This window comes from Methylobacterium sp. CM6241 (assembly GCF_054817845.1).
In genome coordinates this window covers 4256335-4278252 of record NZ_CM139246.1, presented here as the reverse complement: position 1 = coordinate 4278252, position 21918 = coordinate 4256335, and the positions used below count along the sequence as shown (strand labels likewise).

The following is a 21918-nucleotide window of genomic DNA, read 5'->3' as shown; positions in this document are numbered from 1 at the left end:
TCAGCCCGGTCGCGGCGGGGCATCCAAACGAAAAAGGCCTGGAACCGGGTTCTCCCCGGTTCCAGGCCTTTTTCGTTTGAAGGTTCCTCTTCCCCAGAGGTGAGGAAGAGGAACCGCTTCTATTCCGCCGGTGCGTGATGGCTCGATGGCATGGATCCCGCCTCGGCCGCCTTCGGCTCGTGCTCCACCGGCTTCGTCTTGAACAGGCGCATGATGAAGACGAAGAAGACCGGCACGAACAGAACCGCCAGGATCGTGGCAGAGATCATGCCGCCGAGCACGCCGGTACCGATGGCCTGCTGGCTCTTCGACGCTGCGCCCGAGGCGATGGCCAGGGGCACCACGCCGAAGATGAAGGCCAGCGAGGTCATGACGATCGGTCGGAAGCGGAGCGTCGATGCCTCGATGGTCGCATCGACGAGCGATTTACCCGGCTTCCAGAGATCCTTGGCGAATTCCACGATCAGGATCGCGTTCTTGGCCGAGAGACCGATGATCGTGATGAGGCCGATCTTGAAATACACGTCGTTGGGCAGCCCGCGGAGGTAGACGGCCGCCACCGAGCCGATGACGCCGAGCGGGATGACCAGCAGCACCGAGAACGGGATCGACCAGCTTTCGTAAAGCGCCGCGAGGCACAGGAACACGATCAGGATCGACAGGGCGAGGAGCAGGGTCGCCTGGCTTCCCGCCTGTTTCTCCTGCAGCGACTGACCGGTCCAGACATAGCCGAAGCCCTTCGGCAATTGCTGCATCAGGCGCTCCATCTCGGCGATGGTGTCGCCGGACGTATAGCCAGGTGCCGGTTCACCGGTGATGCGCACCGACTGATAGCCGTTGAAGCCGATGATCTGGGCTGGGCCGACGCTCCATTTGAGGTCGGCGAAGGACGACATCGGCACCATCGTGCCCTGGCTGTTCTTGACGCCGTAATTCAGCAAATCGGCTGCCTTCAGGCGCTGGCTGTCCTCCGCCTGCACGATGACGCGCTGCATCTTGCCCCGGTTCGGGAAGTCGTTGGTGTAGACCGAACCGAGATTGACCTGGATCGTGTTGTTGATCTCCTCGAAATCGACACCCAGTGCCGCCGCCTTCTCACGGTCGATGACGAGTTCCGCCTGAGGCGCAGGCGGCAGGCCCTCGACATAGACCTTCTGCAGGATCGGGCTTTTCTTGGCGAGGGAGAGCAGCTGCTCCTGGGCCGCCATCAGGGCCGAATAGCCTTTCTGGGCACGGTCCTGCAGGCGGAAGCTGAAGCCCGAGGCGTTGCCGAGATTGTCGATGGGCGGCGGCTCCAGAGCCTGAATCACCGCGTCCTTGTAGCTGGACAGCGCCTTGTTGGTGCCCTCCACGAGGGCAGCCGCCGAGTTCGCGGCGTCGCGCTCACCCCATGGCTTCAGGGTCACGAAGGCCTGGCTCGTCACCTGGCCCTGGCCGGAGAACGAGAAGCCGTTGACGATCGTCACCGTGGCGACGCCGGGCTGCGCGAGGAGATGCTCCTCCACCGCCTTCACGGCTTTCAGCGTGCGGTTGAACGACGAGCCAGGCGGCGTCTGGATATCCACGGTGAAGAAGCCCTGGTCCTCCACCGGCAGGAAGCCTTCCGGCATCCGCACGAAGGCGAAGCCGAGGCCGATGACGAGGGCGAGATAGACCATCATCACCCGGCCGGACCGCTTGATCATCCCCGCGACGCCGCGCCCGTAGCGCGCGGTCTCCCGGTCGACGACCCGGTTGAACCAGCCAAACACGCCGCCCTTGGAATGGCCGTGTCCCTTCTCGATGGGCTTGAGGAGGGTGGCGCAGAGAGCGGGCGTCAACGTCAGCGCGAGCAGCGCCGAGAAGCCGATGGACGTCACCATCGCGATGGAGAACTGACGATAGATGATGCCCACCGAGCCCGGGAAGAACGCCATCGGGATGAAGACCGCGATGAGCACCAGGGTGATGCCGATGATGGCGCCAGTGATCTGGCTCATCGCCTTGCGGGTCGCCTCCTTCGGAGACAGCCCTTCCTCGTTCATGATGCGCTCGACATTCTCCACGACCACGATGGCGTCATCGACGAGGATGCCGATGGCCAGCACCATGCCGAACATGGTGAGCACGTTCACCGAGAACCCGGCGAGCAGCATCACCGTGCAGGTGCCCATGAGGGCGATCGGCACGACGATGGTGGGGATCAGGGTGTAGCGGATGTTCTGGAGGAAGAGGAACATCACCACGAAGACCAGGATGACGGCCTCCACTAGCGTCATCAGCACCTTCTTGATCGAGGCTTCGACGGCGGGCGTGATGTCGTAGGGGATGTCCCACTGCACGTTGGAGGGGAAGAACTGCGACAGCTCTTCCATCTTCGCGCGAATGGCGGAGGCGGTCTCAAGGGCGTTGCCGTCGGGCGCCAGGGTCACCGAGATGCCCGCCGCCTCACCGCCGTTCAGGCGGGTGGTGAACTTGTAGTCCTCGCCGCCGAGCTCGATCCGGGCGATGTCGCGCAGGCGCACGTTCGAGCCGTCCGGGTTGGCGCGCAGCACGATGGCTCCGAACTCTTCCGGCGCCGTCATCTGCCCCTTCACGATGATGGGGAAGTTGACGGTGTTCGAGGCCGGGCTCGGCATGGCGCCGACGGCGCCAGAAGCGATCTGGACGTTCTGGTTGGTGATCGCCTTCGAGACGTCGGACGCGTTCAGCGACAGGCCGCGCAGCTTGTCGGAATCGATCCAGATGCGAAGGCTGCGCTCGGTCGAATAGAGCGTCGCGCGGCCCACGCCGGGGATACGACGAATCTCGTTGATGACGTTGCGGATGAGGAAGTCGCCGAGCGCGATCTCGTCCATCGATTTATCGGGCGAGATCAGCGTGATGATGTTGAGGGTGGCGGCGGAGGCCTCCTCGACCAGCGTCCCCTGCTGGCGCACTTCCGCCGGAAGACGGGCTTCCACGCGCTTGAGGCGGTTCTGCACTTCGACGCCGGCGAGGCTCGAATCGGTGCCGGGCTGGAACTGGGCCGTGATCTCGACGACACCGAACGCGTCGCTGGCGGATTCGAAGCTCAGGATGTTGGCCGCACCGTTGAGCTCATCCTCGATGAGGCGGGTGGTGCCGGTATAGAGGTTCTCCACCGATGCGCCGGGATATGCCGTCGACAGCGCGATGGAAGGTGGCGCGATGACCGGATACTGGGCGACCGGCAGGCTGGGGATCGACAGAATTCCGCCCAGGCAGATGAATAGCGCGACGACCCAGGCGAAGATCGGGCGATCGATGAAGAAACGGGCCATGGCTCAGCGCACCTGCGCCGAAGCGGGCTGCGGGCTGGGTGCCCGGTCATCGAGATCGGTATCGATCGGTTTCAGTTCGGCGTGAGCGGAGGCGACCTTGAGCTCGACGGTCTTCACGGCCGAACCGACCGAGATCTTCTGGACTCCCTCGACCACGACGCGATCCCCGGTCTTCAGGCCGTCGCGGATGATCCAGTTCGAATCGACGACCGGGCCAACCTCCACCGGCTGGAGCATGACCTTGTCGTCTTTGCCGACGATCCAGACCTCGGCCTTGCCGTCATTGGTGCGCTGGATCGCCTGTTGCGGCACCGCGATGGCATCAGCGTCGATGCCCTGCTTGATGCGGGCGCGGACATACATGCCCGGGAACAGCTCATCATGCGGATTGGGGAACAGCACGCGCAGGGTGACCTGTCCGGTGCTGGGATCGGCGGTGACGTCCGAGAACAGGACCTTGCCGGCCGACCCGTAGAGCGAGCCGTCATCCATGATGAGATGCGCGTTGGCGGTGTCCTTGGAAAGGCGCGAAAGCTCGCCGCTGGCCAGATCGCGGCGCAGCTTGTTCAACTCACCGACCGACTGGGTGATGTCCACGTAGATCGGATCGAGCTGCTGGATCGTGGCGAGGATCGCAGTCGCGCCCTGTTCGACCAACGTACCCTCGGTGAGAAGCGCACGGCCGATGCGGCCGGAGATCGGGGCGCGCACGTCGGTGTAGTTGAGGTTCAGCTTGGCCCTATCGCGCGTGGCCTTGGCGCCGGCCACCTCCGCCTGGGCCTGTTTCAGGCTGGCATAGGCGCTGTCGTACTGCGCCTGGCTGGCGGTCTGGCGCGAAAGCAGCTGCTCGAGACGGTCGGCTTGCTGGCCGGCCAGGACCTGGGCGGCCTCGGTGCGGGCGAGGGCCGCCTCGGCACTGGCGAGCTCGGCCTCGAACGGAGCCGGGTCGATCTTGTAGAGAATGTCGCCTTCCTTGACCAAGCTGCCCTGCTCGAACGTGCGCTTGACCACGAGGCCGGACACGCGGGAGCGCACTTCGGCGATGCGCAGGGGCGCAACGCGACCCGGAAGATCGCGCACATAGGGAATAGGCTGTTCGCGGACGGTGACGACACTGACTTCCGGCGGCTGGGTCGGCACCGGCGCCGCGGCCTGTTGCTTCTGGTTGCAGGCAGACAGGGCGACCATGACGGAGGCAGCAGCCAGAGAGGCCGGCCAGACACGTCGGACGCGGTGAGAAGTGGTCGTCACGATGATTTAGCTCCTATGCGATACGCGGTCGACCGCAATCCGGCAGGGGATTGGTGGCACTGACACTCAAGTCCTGGGCGAAGACCCGCGAAGCGACTTCAGCACCTTGGCAATCGCTGGGCCACGCAGGGCGGCCATGGCGTCATTGGGCGTGTGGCGGCCGGACCGGGGCCAACCACACACATCATGGCTTCAGCAATCGTTCACAATCTTGGCGATCACGCGACGCAAGCCGGAAAAAGGAGAGCCTTCGACGCGGTTCGGTTAAAACGCCGCGGCCAAGCTCTCAGGTGGCGATCCTGGGAGGGCGGTGGAGTGGTGCGTCCGCGCTGATCCCGAGAGACAAGGCCGAACGACCACGCAACGTCGGTGCCGAGGCTGCACCGAGCACGCGCGATCCCGAAAGCGAGGGCGGGGTCATCGCGTCGTCGACCTCCAGACGCGCGGCGGAACCGGTCGACGGAACCTCACCCTGGCTCACGAGACCGTCGTGCCCCCGACTGCTGACGGGCGCACCGACACCGGCGCCCCACAGCTCCTGCGGGAAACTCGGCAGAACCATCACAAGGAGGGAAAGCAACACGAGCAGGGTCGACAGAGCCGTGCGGGGACGAACGACCGCATGCGCTTGCGGGGCGTTCGAAGCGAGGCATCCTGCCTCGACGGAGGCAACGGCAGATCTGGTCGTCTCTGAAGTCACGAAACTGAGGGTGGTGCGAAAGTTCCCGCAGCGCAATAACCTGCGACATTCTGTCAAGCGGACGGCCAAGAGCGGGGATCACCGCCGTTGCGCCAATCCCACAGTACATTCCGTTCACATCGCAGCGGGTTGACCGCCCTTAACCATCCGGCCAAGTCTGCCGGTCCAATCATCTGACGTCCGGCTCGCAGAGCCTGGACCTCGCCGGAATGGGAGACGGGGTGCCTGCGCACCGGCCTGTCCAGATCCGGCCGGAGACGATTAAAATGGGCATTCGCTCTCTCCTCGCCGCCTCGGCTCTCGCGTTGGGCATGGGCCTTGCCACAAGCGTCGGTGCCAGCGCCGGCAACCCGTTCGACAGCGGTCCGATCGCGGATTTCCTCAATATCTTCAAGGAACAGGCGATCCCGCGCGAGACAGTCGCGTGGAAGGGCTCAGAGAAACCCGGAACCGTGGTCGTCTCCACGAGCCAGCGCCGGCTCTACTATGTCCTCGGCGGCGGAGCGGCTGTCCGCTACGGCGTCGGCGTCGGGCGTCAGGGCTTCTCATGGTCGGGCGAGAAGTCGGTGACGATGAAGAAGGAATGGCCGGCTTGGCGTCCGCCGGCGCAGATGCTGGCGCGGCGGCCCGACCTGCCGCGCTACATGGCCGGCGGCCAGGACAACCCCCTCGGCGCGCGGGCGATGTATCTCGGCTCCTCGCTCTACCGTATCCACGGCTCCAACGAGCCGGAAACCATGGGTGCCGCCGTTTCGTCGGGCTGCATCCGCATGACCAACAAGGATGTGGTCGACCTCTACGACCGGGTGAAGGTCGGCACGAAGGTGATCGTGCGCAACTGAAGCCCCCATCCGCCTCCCGCCGGCATCCGGTCGGTCGCGACCGAACGGAGGAGAGAGCGGAATGATCTTCGGTGTCGACATCAGCCTCGTCGCGGGCCTGTTCGCCGTGGCCGTGGCGGCTGGCTGTGTCGATGCCATCGCGGGCGGCGGCGGCCTCATCACGGTGCCGGCCCTGCTCCTGTCCGGGCTCGATCCGGTGAGCGCCATCGCCACCAACAAGCTCCAGGGCAGCGCCGGCGCAATCTCATCGACCATCGCCTTCGCGCGCCGCGGTCACATCCATTGGCCGGCGGCCTGGAAGATCGCCCTCAGCGCCGGTCTCGCGTCGATCGGCGGTGCGCTCTGCGTCAGCCTATTGCCGCGCCCCGTCCTCGACGCGGCCGTACCTGTCCTGCTGATCGGGATCGCGTTCTATTTCGCTTTCGCGCGGCGGATGAGCAGCGAGGACGCGGCGGCACGGATGCGCCCCGGCCTGTTCGCGCTCACCTGGGCTCCCGCCGTCGGCTTCTACGACGGCGTGTTCGGCCCCGGCGCCGGGGCCTTCTACATGATCGGGTTCGTGACGCTGCTCGGGCTCGGCGTGGTGCGTGCGACCGCCCATACCAAGCTCGCCAATGCCGCCAGCAACCTCGGAAGCCTCGCCCTGTTCGCAGCCTCGGGCCACGTGGTCTGGACCATCGGCATCGCCATGGCCTTCGGGGCTTTCATCGGGGCCCAGATCGGCTCGATCCTGGCGATCCGCCTCGGCGCGAAGCTGATCCGGCCGCTTCTCGTCACCATCGCCTGCGCGATGGCGATCCGGTTGCTCTCGAACCCCGAAAACCCACTGCGGCAGGCCGTGATGGGCCTGTTCGCCGGGAACTAAGAGCGTCTAACAGAACGGCACGAAGCTGGAAGTTCAGCGTTGGTTTGGCATGGCCAGACCGCTTCTCCCCGATGATCTCTGGGATGAGATCGCTCCGCTCCTCCCGCCACCTCGGCCCCGTCCGAAGGGCGGGCGTCGTCCGATCGAGAACCGGGCCGCCCTGACGGGCATCCTGTTCGTGCTGCGCTCGGGTCTGCCGTGGGAGATGCTACCGGCCGAGATGGGCTGCGGCTCCGGCATGAGTTGCTGGCGGCGGCTGCGGGACTGGCAAGCGGCGGGCGTATGGAGCCGCCTGCATCACGTGCTGCTGGAGCGCCTGCACGCAGCGGGTGAGATCGACTGGAACCGGGCTTGCCTGGACAGCGCGTCTGTCCCGGCTAAAAAAGGGGGCCTGCCACCGGCCCGAACCCGACGGACCGGGGGAAGCCGGGCACGAAGCGCCACCTCGTCACCGACGCGCGCGGCACGCCGCTCGGCTTCTGCCTGAGCGGGGCCAACAGACACGACACCGTCATGATGGCGGCCACCCTCGATGCCATTCCGCCTCTGCGGAGTGGTCGACGAGGGCGACCGCGACGCCGTCCGGACAAGCTGCACGCCGACAAGGCCTACGATGCCCGACCCCGCCGCCATGAGTGCCGGGCGCGGGGCATCGTCCCGCGCATCGCGCGGAAGGGTATCGAAAGCAGCGAGAAACTCGGTCGGCATCGTTGGGTCGTCGAGCGTACCCACGCGTGGTTCAACCGCTTCCGCCGCCTGCCCGTCCGCTACGAGCGACGTGCAGACATCTACGAGGCCTTCACCAGCCTCGCGACCAGCCTCATCACTCTCAACCAGATCAAACGGTTCTGTTAGGCGCTCTAAGCCCGGCGTCAGCGCGGCATGAAGGCCCAGTAATCCAGGTCCAGGATCACGGCCGGGTCGTATCCGTCACCGACCTTGTCCGGATGGTTGCCGCAGGGCTGGTTCTTCGTGGCGACCGTGCGCAGGCGAAGAGCGCCGATATCCGTGCGGCCGGGAAGCTCGGCGGCTTCGAGCACTTCGCTCCAGGCATAGACCGTGTCACCCGCGAAAAGCGGCGCCACGTGGCGCCCGGCATTGATGCCGGCGAGCGCGAAGGCGTTGCCGAGACCGTTGAAGCTGAGCGCACGGGCGAGCGAAATGACGACACCGCCATAGATCAGGCGCCGGCCGAACCGTGTGTCCTTCGCGGCGAAGCCGTCGAAATGCACCTTGGCGGTATTCTGGTAGAGGCGCGTGGCGATCTGGTGCTCGGCCTCCTCGACGGTCATCCCGTCGACATGGTCGATCTTCTCGCCGACCACATAATCGCCGAACCGGTGCGGGCTGCCGGCGAGGTCGAGGTCGTAGGCAGCGGTGTTCAGGGGCGGCAGGGCGCCGGCCAGGTCGGCCGGGTCGACCACCTTGGCGAAGGTCGGGACATGTTCCTGCTCGATCTTCGCTTCCGGGTCCCGCTTCTTCACCAGCACCCAGCGGCAATAGCTCAGAACCGTCTCGCCGTTGGCGTCGGACCCGGTGGAGCGGACGTAGACCACGCCGGTTTGGCGGTTCGAGCTCTCCTTGAGGCCGATCACCTCGGAGACCGTGGACAGGGTCTCGCCCGGATAGACCGGCCGGCGGAAGCCACCCTCGGCATAGCCGAGATTGGCGAGCGCATTCAGGGAGATGTCCGGGACCGTCTTGCCGAAGACCACGTGGAAGGTGAGCAGGTCGTCCAACGGGCTCTGCGGGTAGCCGATGGCCTTGGCGAAGGCATCGGAGGACTGAACGGCGAAGCGCGGGCCGTAGAGGGAGGTGTAGAGCGCGACATCGCCGCCCGTCACCGTGCGCGGCGTGGCATGGCGGATGGTCTCACCGAGGCGATAATCCTCGAAGAAGCGGCCGGGATTGGTCTTCATCTCTTGGTCGTCCCTCGACGTGATTTTCTTGGCCCTTTGTCCAGTGCGGCCTCAGCCGCCATAGACCACGGTCTGGGGCGGAATGACCTCGTGCAGGAGGCGGCTGATGAAGAGAAGCAGCAGCACCAGGACGATCGGCGACAGGTCGATCCCACCGAGATTGGGCAGGACGCTGCGGATCGGGCGAAGAACCGGCTCGGTCAGCCGGTAGAGCACCTCACCGATCTGCGACACGATCGGGTTGCGCACGTTGACCACGTTGAAGGCCACGAGCCAGCTCAGCACGGCGCTGGCGATCAGCACGTAGATGAAGAGCTGGACGACGGTGTCGAAGAGCCAGAGAAGAGCGTACATGCGCGGTTCTGATGTCCTCGTTCGCCCCGCCTCACCGGCGCGGGTCAACGGCGGGATTTCCTGAATTGACAGCCCGAGGCAGGCGCGCTTACAAAGCGGCCACCTCGGAACGGGGCTGTAGCTCAGATGGGAGAGCGCCGCAATCGCACTGCGGAGGTCAGCGGTTCGATCCCGCTCAGCTCCACCAGGTTTCTTTCAAGTCCCTGGTGAATCAACGATCTTGTCGTGAACGCGTAGCTTTTCCGGCGCGCGGGAGACAAGGTCAGCCAGCTTGGCAGCGTGCCGGGCAGCGACGGTGTTTCGTCGCTTGTGGCCACCTCGACAGCGCAACATGTTACCCACTGACGGCCTCCTGCGCAGGAAGGCCGCGCGGCGTCCATGACCCGCACATGAGCGCGACGCATCCTGAGCGCGAAATGCCTAGGCCGCGGCCGACCGGCACAGGGCCGTGCCGTCACGGATCATGAAATTCACCAGCGTCGGCGAGACGCCGTTCTCGCGGGCCAGGACGGTCTGCGGAATGCCGTCGATCCGATGGGCGAGAAACACCCGGCGGGTTCGCTCCGAGGTCGTTTCCAGCGCGGCCAGTGCCGCCTTCAGCGCCTGGCATTGCTCGAGGCGGTCCTGAGGACAGGTGCAGGGAGCGGGAATGGCCTCGGCCTGCTCATCCGGCACGAAGCGGCAGCGCTCGCGGATCGTGCGCCGCGCCCAATCGATGGCGGCGTTCCGAACCATCCGCCGCAAGTAATGCAGCGGCGCCTCGACGCGGCGACCAGGACGCAGATCGGCGGCCGGTTCCTCACAGAGCTTGAGCACCACCTCCTGCACCACGTCCTCCGCCGCCGAGCGATCACGCAGGATCTGCGTCGCGTAGGCCACGAGGCCCGACTGTTCGGCGATGAGAGCGGCGAGCAGCGGAGCTGCGATGTCGCTCCGCCTTCCAGGCGAATGAGTCTGTGACATGGACGACCTTCTTCGGATGCGTAGGTCAGTACGAAAACGCGCGAAACTGCCCAGCCGCGCACGTCGCCGGGTCATTTCCACGATCCAACTCGGATATGGAGGCTAAAGAGATAAATTCCACAGACATACAAGAGTGATTTTATAGGGAGATGTTTGAATTAGAAATATTCTAAATGTAGAATCGCCGGTTAGATCGAGTGGGTCAGACGATATTCAGGCTTTCCTCGAAGGGTTTATGCTATGAAGCTACATGAAATTTGGCCAAAATGTTCTGTCGCATGGGCACAGGCCACCTGCTGCATGAACGACCACATCTTCGGATTGTGAACGGTTGCGTTAAGAAAAGATACAGTTATTGCGCGAGCAGGAACCGGCTGCGCAGGATCGAAAGGCGTGGCGGCAGCGGAGTGCTCGGCTCGTCATGCCGCTGTGGGCGCCACGAGTTTCCCGGTTGCCCCTAAATTTCCGGAGTGCCGGAGCGTCCTGTCCCAGAGGGCATCCCGGTCGCGGATGCCGGTACCAGCCAACGACGAGACGCGATGCTTTCGACAACAGTTCCTTTTCGATGCGGCGAGGCGACGGGCCGTACCGTCGAGGTCTACCTGGACGGCGACCGGCTCAGCGTCGTGGCGGAGGGCCGGGTCGGTCTACGCCTGCGCCTTCAGCAGGGGAGCAGGCCGCATCTGTCCCTGGAGGAGCCCGTGAGACCCGACCCGAGCGAGGTCCTGACGAACATCACGGCGGCATTCGAGATGGTCTCGGCGACACATCCAGATGCCGAACGGATCGGCCTCGACGGTGCCAGCTTCGCGGGTCTCGTCGCCTCCCTGGCGGAACGTGGCCTCGTCGTCCGGGAAGGCGACGCGCTTTCCGTCGATCCGACGATGCTGTGGCAGCGCCCCGAACCCTGGCTCGCCAACCTCGCCGCGCGCGATTTTCCGGCGCGGCCGGTGATGAGCGGCGGCAAGCGCCATCCGCAGCGGCCGCCGAAGCCCAAGGGCGTGATCTATTCCCGCTTCATCCCCTGGCTCGGACAGGCCGTGGCGTTCCGCGCCGCCACAATCGACGACGTCGATACCCTGCATCGCTGGTTCAACGATCCGGTGGTCGATGCCGCCTGGGGCGAGGCCGGCGAACGCGACAAGCACGCGGCCTATCTCGCCGGTATCATCGCCGATCCGCACATGATCCCGCTGATCGGGACGATCGGCGGCGAACCGTTCGGCTATTTCGAGATCTACTGGGCCAAGGAGAACCGCCTCGCCCCGTTCTACGACGTGCAGGATTACGATCGCGGCTGGCATGTCCTGATCGGCGAGAGCCGGTTTCGCGGCAAGGCCTACATCTCGGCCTGGCTGCCCTCGCTGATGCATGCGCTCTTCCTCGACGACCCGCGCACGGAGCGAATCGTCGGCGAGCCCAAGGCGGACCATGTCCAGCAATTGCGCAACCTGGAGCGGTCGGGCTTCGCGCGGATCAAGACCTTCGATTTTCCGCACAAGCGCGCGGCCCTGGTGATGCTCCTGCGCGAGCGCTTCTTTTGCGAAAGGCTGTGGTCGCCGGCGGGGGGCATCCCCGCCTCGCCGGAGACCGTCTCGCCGCCGGCGTCCTGACGGGACGCGTCAGCGCAGGGCGACTGAACATGGCACCACGCCGTCATTCCGGGTCGCCAGAGGCGAGCCCGGACCCGGAGGGCCGCGCCAGAGGCGTGCAATCCAGAGCCGCCAACGGTGTAAAGTCCTGCAGCACCTGTGTTTCTGGATCCCGGGCTCCGCTGCGCGGCCCCGGGATGACGGGGTGCTACGATTGGATTTTGGACGCGTGAATCGGCATCTGCGATTGCCCTGCCTCAGCGGGAGGCGAGGTAGGCGCGCCAGCCGCCGTGGATTGTGATGTCCTCGGCGCCCGCCACCGCATGGGCCTCGCACAGGAACCCGGAGACGTCTGAACCGTCCTCCAGGGTGAGCTTGCCGATGCCAAGGGGGGCGGGGATCGCGGCGGTGAAGCGGCCGAAACCCGCCGGGGGCAGGGCCCAGATCTCGACCTCCAACCCGCCGCCAGCCAAGCCCGGTTCGTGGACCAGACCGGGCTTGGCCGGGTGAGTGCCGGGCAGGGCGTAGAGCCGGTACGCGCCCGAGGTCCGCGCCGCCCGCACCATCCTGCCGCCGAGATCGGTGAGCTGGTGGTTGAGGGGCAGACCCGAGAGATGGGCGCCCACCACAGCTAGGGCGATCTCGTCCGCCTCCGGGGCCGGCACCCGGCTCGCCTCGGGCAGAACCGCGTCGCGCGCGATCCCCATTCCGCTCGCCGCCGCGCGGTGGAGCGCGTCGGCCCAGTGGCCCAAAGCCTCGTCGCTGAAGCCGGGACCGACCAGCGTCACGCCGCCGGGCAATCCATCGGCACCGAAGCCTCCCGGCACCGCGATCGCGGCGAGGCCGAGGAGATTGGCGAAGTTGGTGTAATGCCCGAAATGGCTGTTCAGGCGGATCGGGTCGGCCAGCATCTCCTCCACCGTGTAGGCGGTGGGGGAGGTCGGCAGGAGCAGGATGTCGACCTCCGCCCAAGTCGCCTCGGTGCGCCGCCGCAGGGCCTCGAACGCGTAGCGGCCCTCGAACGCATCGACGGCGCTGTAGCCCTTGGCGGAGTCGACGATGCTCCTCACGCTCGGGTCGAGGGCGTCGGCATTCCCGGCGAAGAACCCGGCGATGGCGGCCAGGCGCTCGGCCACCCACGGCCCGTTGTAGAGCAACGTCGCGATCTCGCGGAACGGTGCGTAATCGAAGAGTACCGCCACGGCGCCCAGCGATTCGAGGCGGGCGATGGCCGCGTCGTAGAGCGCTTCGCGCTCGGCATCGCTGTAGAACTCGCGCTCGGCCGGGGTCAGGACGCCGAAGCGCAGGCCCTGAGCGGGGAGCGAATGTGGTACCGCCCGCCGCGAGAACGGATCGGCGGCGTCGAACCCCTCCGCGATGCGGCGGATCGCGAGACCGTCGCCCACGGTGGCCGTAAAGATGCTGATGCAGTCGAGACTGCGGCACGCAGGGACGAGGCCCGTCGTGCTGAACAGGCCCGGCGTCGGCTTGATCCCCACGAGGTTGTTGAACATCGCCGGCACGCGGCCGGAACCGGCCGTGTCGGTGCCCAGCGAAAAGCTCGCGAGCCCCGCCGCCACGGCGACGGCCGAACCGGAACTCGACCCGCCCGAGACATGGGCGGCGCTGAACACGCTGCGCGGCGCGCCGTAGGGCGAGCGGGTGCCGTTGAGGCCGGTGGCGAACTGGTCGAGATTGGTCTTGCCCGTGCAGAACGCACCCGCCGCCTTGAGGCGCGTCACCACCTCGGCATCCGCCTCCGCCGTGTAGGCGAAGGCCGGGCAGGCCGCCGTCGTCGGCAGGCCGGCGACGTCGATATTGTCCTTTACCGCGAAGGGCACGCCCCAGAGCGGCAGGGAGTTCGGCTCGGGGTGGCGCGCCATCAGGTCTCGCGCCGCGCCGACCAATTCCTCCCGGTCGAGGGCGGTGATGAAGATGGCGGGGTCCGTCGATGCCTCCATCCTTTCGGCGACGGCTTCGGCGACAGTCACGGGGGTGGCACGGCCCGACGCGTAGAGGTCGCGCAGGGTCGACAGGTTGAGGATGGTCGGCAGCATGTCGGTCGGCTCTCTCACCTGCTCAGATCTCTTCGAGGATGGCGACGAGATCGCCGCCGCGCAGGGTGCGGCCCGGCTTCACCCGGACCTCACGCACGATTCCCGCCATAGGGGCGGAAACGGCGATCTCCATCTTCATCGATTCGAGGATCGCCACCGTCTCGCCGGACGCGACGCTCTGGCCTTCCTCGACCAGCACCTTCCAGACATTGCCCGGCACCGTGGTCGGCACGCCCACATGGCCAGCGGGCACCGCATCCTCTTCGCCCAGAGGCGCGCCCTCGTCGGCGACGAAACTGTCGAGCCCCTCGTCCTGCCAGCGCTGCCGCTCGGCCTCGAAGGCGGTCTGTTGGCGCAGTTTCGCGGCCGTGATCTCGACGGCGTTGCGGGCGAGCTCGGCCCGATGCTCGGCATAGGAGAACGTGCCCTCCTCGATGGTCAGCGGGTAGGCCCCGTGCGGGAAGGCGGCGCGCGCCTCCATCAGCTCGTCGTGGCTCACGGGGAAGAAGCGGATGCGGTCGAACGGGCGCAGCAGCCAGGGATGGCCGGGGACGAATTCCTTCGTCATCCGCCAGGTGTTCCAGATCTGGATGGTGCGGCCGAAGAGCTGGTACCCGCCCGGCCCCTCCATGCCGTAGATGCACATATAGGCGCCGCCGATGCCCACCGCGTTCTCCGGCGTCCAGGTGCGGGCGGGGTTGTACTTGGTGGTGACGAGGCGGTGGCGCGGGTCCACCGGTGTCGCCACCGGCGCGCCGAGATAGACGTCGCCCAGTCCCATCACGAGATAGCTCGCATCGAAGATGATGCGTTTTACGTCAGCTTCCGACTCCAACCCGTTGATGCGGCGGATGAACTCGATGTTCGACGGGCACCAGGGCGCGTTGGGGCGGACCAGTTCCTGGTACTTGCGCATGGCGAGTTCGGCCTGCGGGTCGTTCCAGGACAGGGGCAGGTGGACCACGCGGCTCGGCACCGTCACGTCCTCGACGGCGGGCAGGGCGGCCTCGATCTCGCGCAACTGCCCGAGCAGGCGTGAGCGCGGCAGCGTGGTGCCGTCGTAATGGATCTGGAGCGAGCGGATGCCGGGCGTCAGGTCGATGAGCCCCGGCAACCGCGCCTCGGCCACGGCTTCGGCCAGGAGGTGGACCCGCAGGCGGATGCCGATATCGAGGGCCATCGGCCCGTATTCGACCAGCAGGTTATCGTCGCCCTGGCGGCGGTAGACCACCGGCACGGGGCCGGAGGAGTCGGTGGCGAGGATGGGGGAGCCGGCACGAGCTGGTCCCTCCCCCCTCTGCGGGGGAGGGTGGCCCTCGCGTGAGCGAGGGTCGGGAGAGGGGTGCGCCGTATCCGGAGAGGTCGTCCCCTCTCCCGCCTGCTCCGCAGGCACCCTCTCCCGCAAGGGGGAGAGGGTGGGTACGTCCCCCACCCGCTCCACCGCCCTGAACCGCACCGTATCTCCAGGCCGCAGCTGGCCCATCTTCCACTGCTCGTCGCGGGCGATCACCGCCGGACAGACGAAGCCGCCGAGACTCGGGCCGTCCGGCCCCAGGAGGATCGGCATGTCGCCGGTGAAGTCGATGGAGCCGATGGCGTAGGCGTTGTCGTGGAGGTTCGAAGGGTGCAGTCCGGCCTCGCCGCCGTCGCTCCGTGCCCAGAGCGGGGTCGGGCCGACGAGGCGCACGCCGGTGCGGGCCGAGTTGAAGTGAACCTCGTAAGAGGCTGAGAACAAATCTGAAATGTCCTCGTCCCGGAAGAAGTCCGGCGCACCGTGCGGCCCGTAGACCACGCCGATCTCCCAGGCATGGGTGAGGGGCGCAGGCTCGGGCATCAAGGCCTCGACCTCGGGCGCATCGCCGAGATGCAGCACGTCCCCGGCCTTGAGCACACCGGTGGCGTGGCCGCCGAAGGCGCCGAGGGCGAAGGTCGCCCGCGAGCCGAGGACGATGGGCGCGGCGAAACCGCCGCGCAGGGCGAGGTAGCTGCGCTGGCCGGGGCCGGCGATCGCGCCGATGCTCAACGTCTGTCCGGGTTCGACGATGAAGGCGCGGCCATGGTGCTGCTCGACCCCGTCGAGACGCGCGGTCATCGTGGCCCCGGCGAGCGCCACGGTGGCGGCGGCGTGGAACCGCAGGGTCGGCCCCGACACGGTGAATTCGAGGGCGCAGGTATCGGGAGGGTTGCCCACGAGGGCGTTGGCGTTGCGGAACGAGCGCGCATCCATCGGCCCGCTCGGTGGCACGCCCACATGCCAGAGGCCAATGCGGCCGGGCAGTTCCTGCAGGCTCGATTGCGCGCCGGGAACCAGCACCTCGATGCTGCGCGGCGCATAGGGAAAGTCGCGCAACGCCGTGGTGGCGACCCGGCCCGAGGCGAAGAGATCGGAACCGGCGATGGCGCGCAGGTAATCGAGATTGGTCTCGATCCCCGAGACCGCGCTGTCGTCGAGGGCCTGGCGCAAAGCGGCGAGCGCCGCAGGGCGGTCCTCGCCGGTCACGATGATCTTGGCGAGCATCGGGTCGTAGTTCGTGGTGACCTCGGTGCCGGTCTCGATCCAACCGTCGATGCGCGCCTCGGCAGGGAACCGCACTTCGGTGAGGAGGCCGGCGCTCGGGGCGAAATTGGCGTGCGGGATCTCGGCATAGAGCCGCGCTTCCATGGCGGCACCCTGCGGGACCAGGGGGCCGGCGGCAGCAATCACGTCCTCGCCCGCCGCCTGGCGGATCATCCATTCGACGAGATCGATGCCGAACACCGCCTCGGTGATTGGGTGCTCGACCTGGAGCCGAGTGTTCACTTCAAGGAAGGAGAAATCCTCGCGGACGGGATCGTAGATATACTCCACCGTCCCCGCCGAGGCGTAGGCGACGCTCGTCCCCAAAGCCACCGAGGCCGCGTGGAGCCGCTCGCGCACGGCATCCGACAGGCCCGGCGCAGGGGTCTCCTCGATGACCTTCTGGTTGCGGCGCTGGAGCGAGCAATCGCGCTCGCCAAGCGCCACCACGCGGCCGGCACCATCGCCGAAGATCTGCACCTCCACGTGGCGCGCCTCCCCGACGAAACGCTCGAGATAGACGCGGGCATCGCCGAAGCTGGCGCGGGCCGTGCGCTCGACGGTTGCGTAGTGCTCGCGCAACTCCTTGGCAGAGGCGCACAGACGCATGCCAATGCCGCCGCCACCGGCGGTGCTCTTGAGCATCACCGGGTAACCGATGGTCTCGGCCGCCGCGAGGGCTGCGTCCAGGTCCGGCAGCAGGCCGGTGCCGGGAAGGAGCGGGACCCCGCTGGCGCGGGCGAGGTCGCGCGCGGTGTGCTTGAGGCCGAAGGCGCGCAGGTGCTCGGGTTTCGGGCCGATGAAGACGATGCCCTCGGCCGCCAGACGCTCGGCGAAGGCCACGTTCTCCGACAGGAACCCGTAGCCGGGATGGACGGCTTGTGCTCCCGTCGCCTTGCAGGCGGCGATCACCGCCTCGACGTTCAGGTAGCTCTCGGCCGCCGGTGCGGGGCCCAGGCGGACAGCCTCGTCCGCCTCCAGCACGCCGCGGGTGAACCGGTCGGCATCCGAGTAGACGGCCACGGACGCGACACCCATGCGCCGGCAGGTGCGGGCGATCCGCCGGGCGATCTCGCCGCGATTGGCGATGAGGATCTTGCCGAACATCAGCGCAGATCCCCGGTCGAGGCTTGGTCCCGGATCGAGACGTGAATCGGCGTCGGGTTGAAGCCGTTGCAGGGGTTGTTGATCTGCGGGCAGTTCGAGATCACGCAGATCACGTCCATCTCAGCCGTGACCTCGACATAGTCGCCGGGAGCGGAGACGCCGTCGACGATGGCGAGCTCGCCGTTCTGCTCGATGGGCACGTTCATGAAGAAGTTGATGTTGGGCGGGATGTCGCGCTTCGAGAGCCCGTATTTCGCGACTTCCAGGGCGAAATTCTCGCGGCAGGCATGGAGATACTTGGTGGCGTGTCCGAAGCGGACGGTGTTGGCCTCGCAGGAGCAGGCGCCCGCCGAGGTGTCGTGTCGGCCGCAGGAATCGGCGGTGACGGTCGCCATCACCCGGCCCTCGTTGGAGACGAGCCGCGTGCCCGTCGTCACATAGGCCGAGCCCTGGACGCGCAGGGTGTCCTGCGAGGAATATCGCTCGCCCATGTCGCCGACGCGGTAGAACAGGGTGTCCACCGCCTGGCAGCCGTCGGTGTCGGTGATGCGAAGAATCTGGCCCTTGCGCACGAGGCCGGACCAGGGCGCCTGAGCCGGCACGACCTCTTCGAGGAGAAGCTGGGTGTCGTTGGTCATGATGCGTCCCTCCCGTCAGAAGCCGATGGCGGCGTTGTTCTCGAAGCCGCGCACGGCCTCGATCGTGGCCGTGCGGCAGAGATCGTCGGCCGCGGGGACGGGCGCCCGGAAACGGGTCACCACCACGGGGTTCGGCGCGTAATCCGGGTTCGGGTCGAGGGGGTGGGGACAGTTCGAGAGGGTGACGAGAAGGTCGAGCTCGGCGCGGAGATCGACGAAGTCGCCCGCGCGGCGACCCGCCTCGTTCCAGGCGAAGCGCCCCTCCGCACCCACGGAGACGGGGGCGAACAGCGTGACGCAGGCGGGGATGTCGCGCCGGTCGAGCCCGGCCTTGAGGGCGGCGAGGACGAGGTTGTCGCGGGTGTTGCGATGGGGGCCGCCCGCGTAGCGCGCCGCGTTGGAGGCGGCGTTGGAGCCGCCCACCAGCGCATCGTGCGCGCCGCAGGAATCCTCGATGAGCGAGAGCATCACCCGGCCCATGTCGGAGAACAGCACCCGTCCGCGCTGGAGGGCGGCGGTCCACTGCACCTTCACGGTATCGGCGTAGTTCAGGCGTTCGGAGGTCTCGGCGGCGTTCCAGGCGACGAGCGCGACGCTGGAGGGGCCATGGTCGAGACTGATCCGCAGGGCCTCGCCCGCATTCAGCTCGAAGGTCCAGTACCAGCCGCCCGGGATGGTCTCGGTGTGGAGGATTGCCGCTTCGTCGAGGGGCAACCCCCGCGACGAGGGCGGCGGCAGGGCGCGGGGGGCATGCCCCTGGCCCTGGGCCTTCAGTTCCTCGTAGCGACGCCGATTCTCGGCGATGATGCTGGCTGTGTCGGTCATGCCCGTCTCCTCAAGTCTGTTCTCCGGGTCGTCCCGGAAAAACAGCCCTGTCGCGGCCGGGTCGTCCCAGCGGGCATGCGTCGATCGCAGTGCTGCTTAACCCGGGGGACCGCCGAGTGTGAAAGATTTGCGGACCGGCTCCCGTACGTCCCAGGTGCCGGCGAAACCGGAGGGGGAGACGAAGGTGTCTCCCGCCCGGTGGGTCTTGGCGAGCCCGTCCCCGTCGATGACCGACGCCACCCCTTCCAGGATGTGGACGAACCCGTTCTGCGCGAAGTCGATGTGCCACTTGCCCGGCTGGCAGGTCCAGGTGCCGGCCGAGAAGAGACTGTCCTCGCTTTGGTAGACGACGCTCATCGTCTGGGCGGGGTCGCCCGAGAGGATACGCTCCCGCTCCGGCCGGTAGAGCTTCGATTGCCGCTGAGCGGGGGCGAGATCGATGGTCTTTCTGCCCTGTCCCATACCGGTCACGAGGGTCGCGACCGATCAGGCTCCCATGCCGTCGAACAGGGCAAGAATCGGACCGCCGAAAGTATGAAGCGGGCACGCAATCTCCACCGAGCCATCTCCCTCGCAAGGACATTTGTGGCCGGCCGAATCCCGGCCGTACCTGCAAATACCAATATGTCTCGCGCGAGAGAGGCATGAGTGTGTTGAGCGTCCGCTTCACGAGGAAGTTAACACCTAGAAAAGGTGGCTATAGCGCTCGATCTCCCAGGCACTGACCGTGAGGTGATACTCCTCCCACTCGGCGCGCTTGTAGCGGATGAACTCGTCGCGCAGCGCCTTGCCCAGGGTCTTCTCCACCAGCGGGTCGGCGGCGAAGGCGTCCACCGCCTCGGCGAGGGTCTGGGGCAAGAACTCGATGCCGCGCTCGGCGCGCTGGGCGTCGGTGAGGTCGTAGAGGTTGTCCTCGTTGGGGGCACCCGGATCGATGCGCTCGCGGATACCCTCGAGACCGGCCGCGAGGACGAGAGCGGCGGCGAGGTAGGGGTTGACCGCGCCGTCGGCGTTGCGGCTCTCGCAGCGTCCGCCGCCGGCGGGCACGCGCACCGAATTGGTGCGGTTGTTCGAGCCGTAGGAGTTGAAGACCGGCGCCCAGGAGAAGCCCGCCATGGAGCCCTGGCGCACGAGGCGCTTGTAGCTGTTCACGGTCGGCGCGAAGGCGGCGCAGAGCGCCCGCCCGTGCTTCAGCACGCCGCCGATGAAGTAATAGCCGGTCTCGGTGAGGCCGAGGCCGCGCGGATCGGCCGATGGGTCGCAGGCGAAGATGTTCTTGCCCGTCTCCTTGTCGGAGAGGGACATGTTGAAATGCGCGCCATTTCCGGTGCGGTCTGCAAAGGGTTTGGGCATCATCGTGGCGATGAGGCCTTCTTCCTTGGCATAGTGTTTGGCCATCATGCGGAAGAAGGTGAGCCGGTCGCACATCGTCAGGGCGTCGGCGTAGTTGAAGTCGAACTCGAACTGGCCGCACGCATCCTCGTGGTCGAAGGAATACAGGTCCCAGCCGAGATCGTTGATGGTGGTGGCGACCTTGTCGAGCCAGGTGAAGTTGTCGACGAAGCCACGCACGTCGTAGCAGGGCTTCACCAGCTTATCGTCGGGGATCGGCGTGTGGAGCGAGCCGTCCGCCTCCTGCTTCAGCAGGAAGATCTCGCATTCGATGCCGAGATTGAAGCCGAACCCCATGGCCTCGGCCTCGGCCATGACGGTCTTCAGGGCGACACGGGTCGAGAGCGGATAAGGCTGGCCCTGGAACGTCAGGTCCGCCGGACACCAGGCGAGCTTCGATTCCCAGGGCAGCTGGATCAACTGGGAGAAGTCCGGCACGGAGGCCAGTTCGTCCTCGTTCGGGGCCTGGCCGAGCCCGTCGAGGGCATAACCGGTATAGCGCTCGGACCCCGCCGCCATCTGCGGCAGGTGGTCGATGGGCACGACCTTGGCCTTCTGCGCGCCATGGATGTCGACATAGGCGCCGATGACGTATTTCACGCCCTTGGCGCGCAGGTCGTCCTGCAGCTTGGCGATGGTGGGATCGATTTCGGTGGCATGCGCCATCGGGCGGCTCCTTGGTTTTAAGCGGAAATGGAGAAGGAATTGGGGAGGGGCGGGGTCTCGGAGAGGCCGCGCAGGACGAGGGCGGACAGGTCCTCGACCATCCAGCCGAACAGGCGTTTCCCGTCTTCGAGACTCGCCTCCGAAGGACGCCCGGTGACGCCGTTCAGGCTCGTCCGGTTGACCGGATGGGAGAAGACGAGCCCCTCCGTCCGGTCGGGATCGTCCGCATCGGCGATGCGGTCCGGGCGCACGAGGTCCGGCGCCATCGCCATCATCAGCGCGGTCTCGGCGGCGTTGGCGTGCCAGTCGTCGGCATCGGCGAAATGCGCGGCGCGGACGCGCTCGCTCACCGTGGCGGAATTCAACAGGGCGACCATGAGGTCATCATGGGCGGCCCGCAGTATCTCCAGGGCGCAGCGCAGGGGCGCGGCGTTGGTGACGTGGGCGTTGACGATGAACAGCCGGCGCACGCCGGACTGGTAGGCCGAGGTGCCGATCTGGGCCACGAGCCGCGTCATCATCACGGGATCGAGGGGGATGGTGCCCGGCCAGCGCCGGCTATGCCCGAGGGAACAGCCATAGGGCAAGGTGGGGAGCACCGGCACGCGGGTCCGCGCCGAGACCGCATGCGTCAGGGCCTCGGCGAGAACGAAATCCATGCCCGTGCCGAGATGCGGCCCGTGCTGTTCCGTGGCTCCCACGGGTAGGATCGCGGCCTGCGAAACGGCGGCGAGGTCGCCGGGGATCTCGTCCCAGGTGCGGTTCGCCCAGAGGAGGGGGGAGGGGGCGGTCATACAGACCTCCGTCGGCCTACGCCGAGGTCGAGGTGTGACGACTCCTTCTCCCCTCTGCGGGAGAAGGTGGCCTGCGAAGCGGGTCGGATGAGGGGTGTGCCATCTCCGGAAAGGT

The 21918-nt window shown here is 66.9% G+C and carries 16 protein-coding genes and 1 tRNA gene; 5 read left to right on the top strand and 12 right to left on the bottom strand.

Annotation, left to right across the window (positions count from 1 at the left end):
• Positions 1-119 precede the first annotated feature (119 nt).
• Both ACYQR9_RS20000 and ACYQR9_RS19995 read right to left on the bottom strand, forming a co-directional pair.
• Positions 120-3281, bottom strand: coding sequence for a multidrug efflux RND transporter permease subunit (locus ACYQR9_RS20000; RefSeq protein WP_056433500.1), 3162 nt, complete (start codon positions 3279-3281; stop codon positions 120-122).
• A 3-nt stretch (positions 3282-3284) separates the two neighbouring features.
• The gene (locus tag ACYQR9_RS19995) at positions 3285-4469 is read right to left on the bottom strand and encodes an efflux RND transporter periplasmic adaptor subunit (RefSeq protein ID WP_156467932.1); all 1185 of its coding nucleotides are present in this window, start codon (positions 4467-4469) and stop codon (positions 3285-3287) included.
• 1029 nt (positions 4470-5498) lie between these two features.
• Here ACYQR9_RS19995 and ACYQR9_RS19990 point away from each other — a divergent pair.
• From ACYQR9_RS19990 to ACYQR9_RS19980, 3 genes are all read left to right on the top strand, one after another.
• Positions 5499-6074 (top strand): L,D-transpeptidase, encoded by a 576-nt coding sequence (locus ACYQR9_RS19990; protein WP_056433490.1) that lies wholly within the window; start codon positions 5499-5501, stop codon positions 6072-6074.
• A 61-nt stretch (positions 6075-6135) separates the two neighbouring features.
• Complete coding sequence (locus ACYQR9_RS19985) at positions 6136-6939, top strand: TSUP family transporter (RefSeq protein WP_056452796.1); 804 nt, start codon at positions 6136-6138, stop codon at positions 6937-6939.
• A gap of 49 nt (positions 6940-6988) precedes the next feature.
• Positions 6989-7794, top strand: a protein-coding gene (locus tag ACYQR9_RS19980) for an IS5 family transposase (protein ID WP_461226995.1) whose coding sequence is annotated in 2 segments (ribosomal slippage) — positions 6989-7319 and positions 7319-7794 — 807 coding nt in all. Because the reading frame shifts where the segments join, the coding sequence is not laid out codon by codon here.
• Between the two features lie 17 nt (positions 7795-7811).
• Here the strand turns inward: ACYQR9_RS19980 and ACYQR9_RS19975 are convergent.
• Both ACYQR9_RS19975 and ACYQR9_RS19970 read right to left on the bottom strand, forming a co-directional pair.
• Positions 7812-8858 (bottom strand): MaoC family dehydratase, encoded by a 1047-nt coding sequence (locus ACYQR9_RS19975; RefSeq protein ID WP_461227806.1) that lies wholly within the window; start codon positions 8856-8858, stop codon positions 7812-7814.
• Positions 8859-8909: 51 nt separating this feature from the next.
• Positions 8910-9212, bottom strand: coding sequence for a YggT family protein (locus ACYQR9_RS19970; RefSeq protein ID WP_056433481.1), 303 nt, complete (start codon positions 9210-9212; stop codon positions 8910-8912).
• 111 nt (positions 9213-9323) lie between these two features.
• Here ACYQR9_RS19970 and ACYQR9_RS19965 point away from each other — a divergent pair.
• Positions 9324-9399, top strand: a tRNA-Ala gene (locus ACYQR9_RS19965).
• A 233-nt stretch (positions 9400-9632) separates the two neighbouring features.
• Here ACYQR9_RS19965 and ACYQR9_RS19960 read toward each other — a convergent pair.
• On the bottom strand, positions 9633-10175 hold the full coding sequence (locus ACYQR9_RS19960) for a sigma-70 family RNA polymerase sigma factor (protein ID WP_419952051.1): 543 nt from the start codon (positions 10173-10175) through the stop codon (positions 9633-9635).
• A gap of 539 nt (positions 10176-10714) precedes the next feature.
• Between ACYQR9_RS19960 and ACYQR9_RS19955 the strand changes: the two genes are divergently transcribed.
• Positions 10715-11788 (top strand): GNAT family N-acetyltransferase, encoded by a 1074-nt coding sequence (locus tag ACYQR9_RS19955; RefSeq protein ID WP_461227805.1) that lies wholly within the window; start codon positions 10715-10717, stop codon positions 11786-11788.
• A 236-nt stretch (positions 11789-12024) separates the two neighbouring features.
• On the opposite strand, the gene atzF is transcribed toward ACYQR9_RS19955, so the two are convergent.
• The 7 genes from atzF to ACYQR9_RS19920 all read right to left on the bottom strand — a co-directional run bounded on the left by atzF (position 12025) and on the right by ACYQR9_RS19920 (position 21803).
• Positions 12025-13824 carry an allophanate hydrolase gene (gene atzF, locus ACYQR9_RS19950; RefSeq protein WP_461229850.1) on the bottom strand — a complete coding sequence of 600 codons (1800 nt, stop codon included), beginning with the start codon at positions 13822-13824 and terminating at the stop codon, positions 12025-12027.
• Positions 13825-13846: 22 nt separating this feature from the next.
• A complete protein-coding gene (uca, locus tag ACYQR9_RS19945) occupies positions 13847-17488 on the bottom strand; it encodes an urea carboxylase (protein ID WP_461227804.1) in 3642 nt (1213 codons plus the stop codon).
• Positions 17488-18126, bottom strand: coding sequence for an urea amidolyase associated protein UAAP2 (locus ACYQR9_RS19940; RefSeq protein WP_461227803.1), 639 nt, complete (start codon positions 18124-18126; stop codon positions 17488-17490). Before ACYQR9_RS19940 ends, uca begins: the two co-directional genes overlap by 1 nt.
• Positions 18127-18141: 15 nt before the next feature.
• The gene (locus ACYQR9_RS19935; RefSeq protein WP_461227802.1) at positions 18142-18951 is read right to left on the bottom strand and encodes an urea amidolyase associated protein UAAP1; all 810 of its coding nucleotides are present in this window, start codon (positions 18949-18951) and stop codon (positions 18142-18144) included.
• Positions 18952-19047: 96 nt separating this feature from the next.
• Positions 19048-19413 carry a cupin domain-containing protein gene (locus tag ACYQR9_RS19930; RefSeq protein ID WP_461227801.1) on the bottom strand — a complete coding sequence of 122 codons (366 nt, stop codon included), beginning with the start codon at positions 19411-19413 and terminating at the stop codon, positions 19048-19050.
• A 222-nt stretch (positions 19414-19635) separates the two neighbouring features.
• Positions 19636-21009 carry a type III glutamate--ammonia ligase gene (gene glnT / locus ACYQR9_RS19925; protein WP_461227800.1) on the bottom strand — a complete coding sequence of 458 codons (1374 nt, stop codon included), beginning with the start codon at positions 21007-21009 and terminating at the stop codon, positions 19636-19638.
• Positions 21010-21026: 17 nt separating this feature from the next.
• Positions 21027-21803 carry a creatininase family protein gene (locus ACYQR9_RS19920; RefSeq protein WP_461227799.1) on the bottom strand — a complete coding sequence of 259 codons (777 nt, stop codon included), beginning with the start codon at positions 21801-21803 and terminating at the stop codon, positions 21027-21029.
• Positions 21804-21918: the final 115 nt, after the last annotated feature.

Excerpts from the sequence above, each read along its gene's own strand:
- ACYQR9_RS20000 (WP_056433500.1), bottom strand. The coding sequence starts at position 3,281 with ATGGCCCGTTTCTTCATCGATCGCCCGATCTTCGCCTGGGTCGTCGCG.
- ACYQR9_RS19995 (WP_156467932.1), bottom strand. The coding sequence starts at position 4,469 with ATGGTCGCCCTGTCTGCCTGCAACCAGAAGCAACAGGCCGCGGCGCCG.
- ACYQR9_RS19990 (WP_056433490.1), top strand. The coding sequence starts at position 5,499 with ATGGGCATTCGCTCTCTCCTCGCCGCCTCGGCTCTCGCGTTGGGCATG.
- ACYQR9_RS19985 (WP_056452796.1), top strand. The coding sequence starts at position 6,136 with ATGATCTTCGGTGTCGACATCAGCCTCGTCGCGGGCCTGTTCGCCGTG.
- ACYQR9_RS19975 (WP_461227806.1), bottom strand. The coding sequence starts at position 8,858 with ATGAAGACCAATCCCGGCCGCTTCTTCGAGGATTATCGCCTCGGTGAG.
- ACYQR9_RS19970 (WP_056433481.1), bottom strand. The coding sequence starts at position 9,212 with ATGTACGCTCTTCTCTGGCTCTTCGACACCGTCGTCCAGCTCTTCATC.
- ACYQR9_RS19960 (WP_419952051.1), bottom strand. The coding sequence starts at position 10,175 with ATGTCACAGACTCATTCGCCTGGAAGGCGGAGCGACATCGCAGCTCCG.
- ACYQR9_RS19955 (WP_461227805.1), top strand. The coding sequence starts at position 10,715 with ATGCTTTCGACAACAGTTCCTTTTCGATGCGGCGAGGCGACGGGCCGT.
- atzF (WP_461229850.1), bottom strand. The coding sequence starts at position 13,824 with ATGCTGCCGACCATCCTCAACCTGTCGACCCTGCGCGACCTCTACGCG.
- uca (WP_461227804.1), bottom strand. The coding sequence starts at position 17,488 with ATGTTCGGCAAGATCCTCATCGCCAATCGCGGCGAGATCGCCCGGCGG.
- ACYQR9_RS19940 (WP_461227803.1), bottom strand. The coding sequence starts at position 18,126 with ATGACCAACGACACCCAGCTTCTCCTCGAAGAGGTCGTGCCGGCTCAG.
- ACYQR9_RS19935 (WP_461227802.1), bottom strand. The coding sequence starts at position 18,951 with ATGACCGACACAGCCAGCATCATCGCCGAGAATCGGCGTCGCTACGAG.
- ACYQR9_RS19930 (WP_461227801.1), bottom strand. The coding sequence starts at position 19,413 with ATGGGACAGGGCAGAAAGACCATCGATCTCGCCCCCGCTCAGCGGCAA.
- glnT (WP_461227800.1), bottom strand. The coding sequence starts at position 21,009 with ATGGCGCATGCCACCGAAATCGATCCCACCATCGCCAAGCTGCAGGAC.
- ACYQR9_RS19920 (WP_461227799.1), bottom strand. The coding sequence starts at position 21,803 with ATGACCGCCCCCTCCCCCCTCCTCTGGGCGAACCGCACCTGGGACGAG.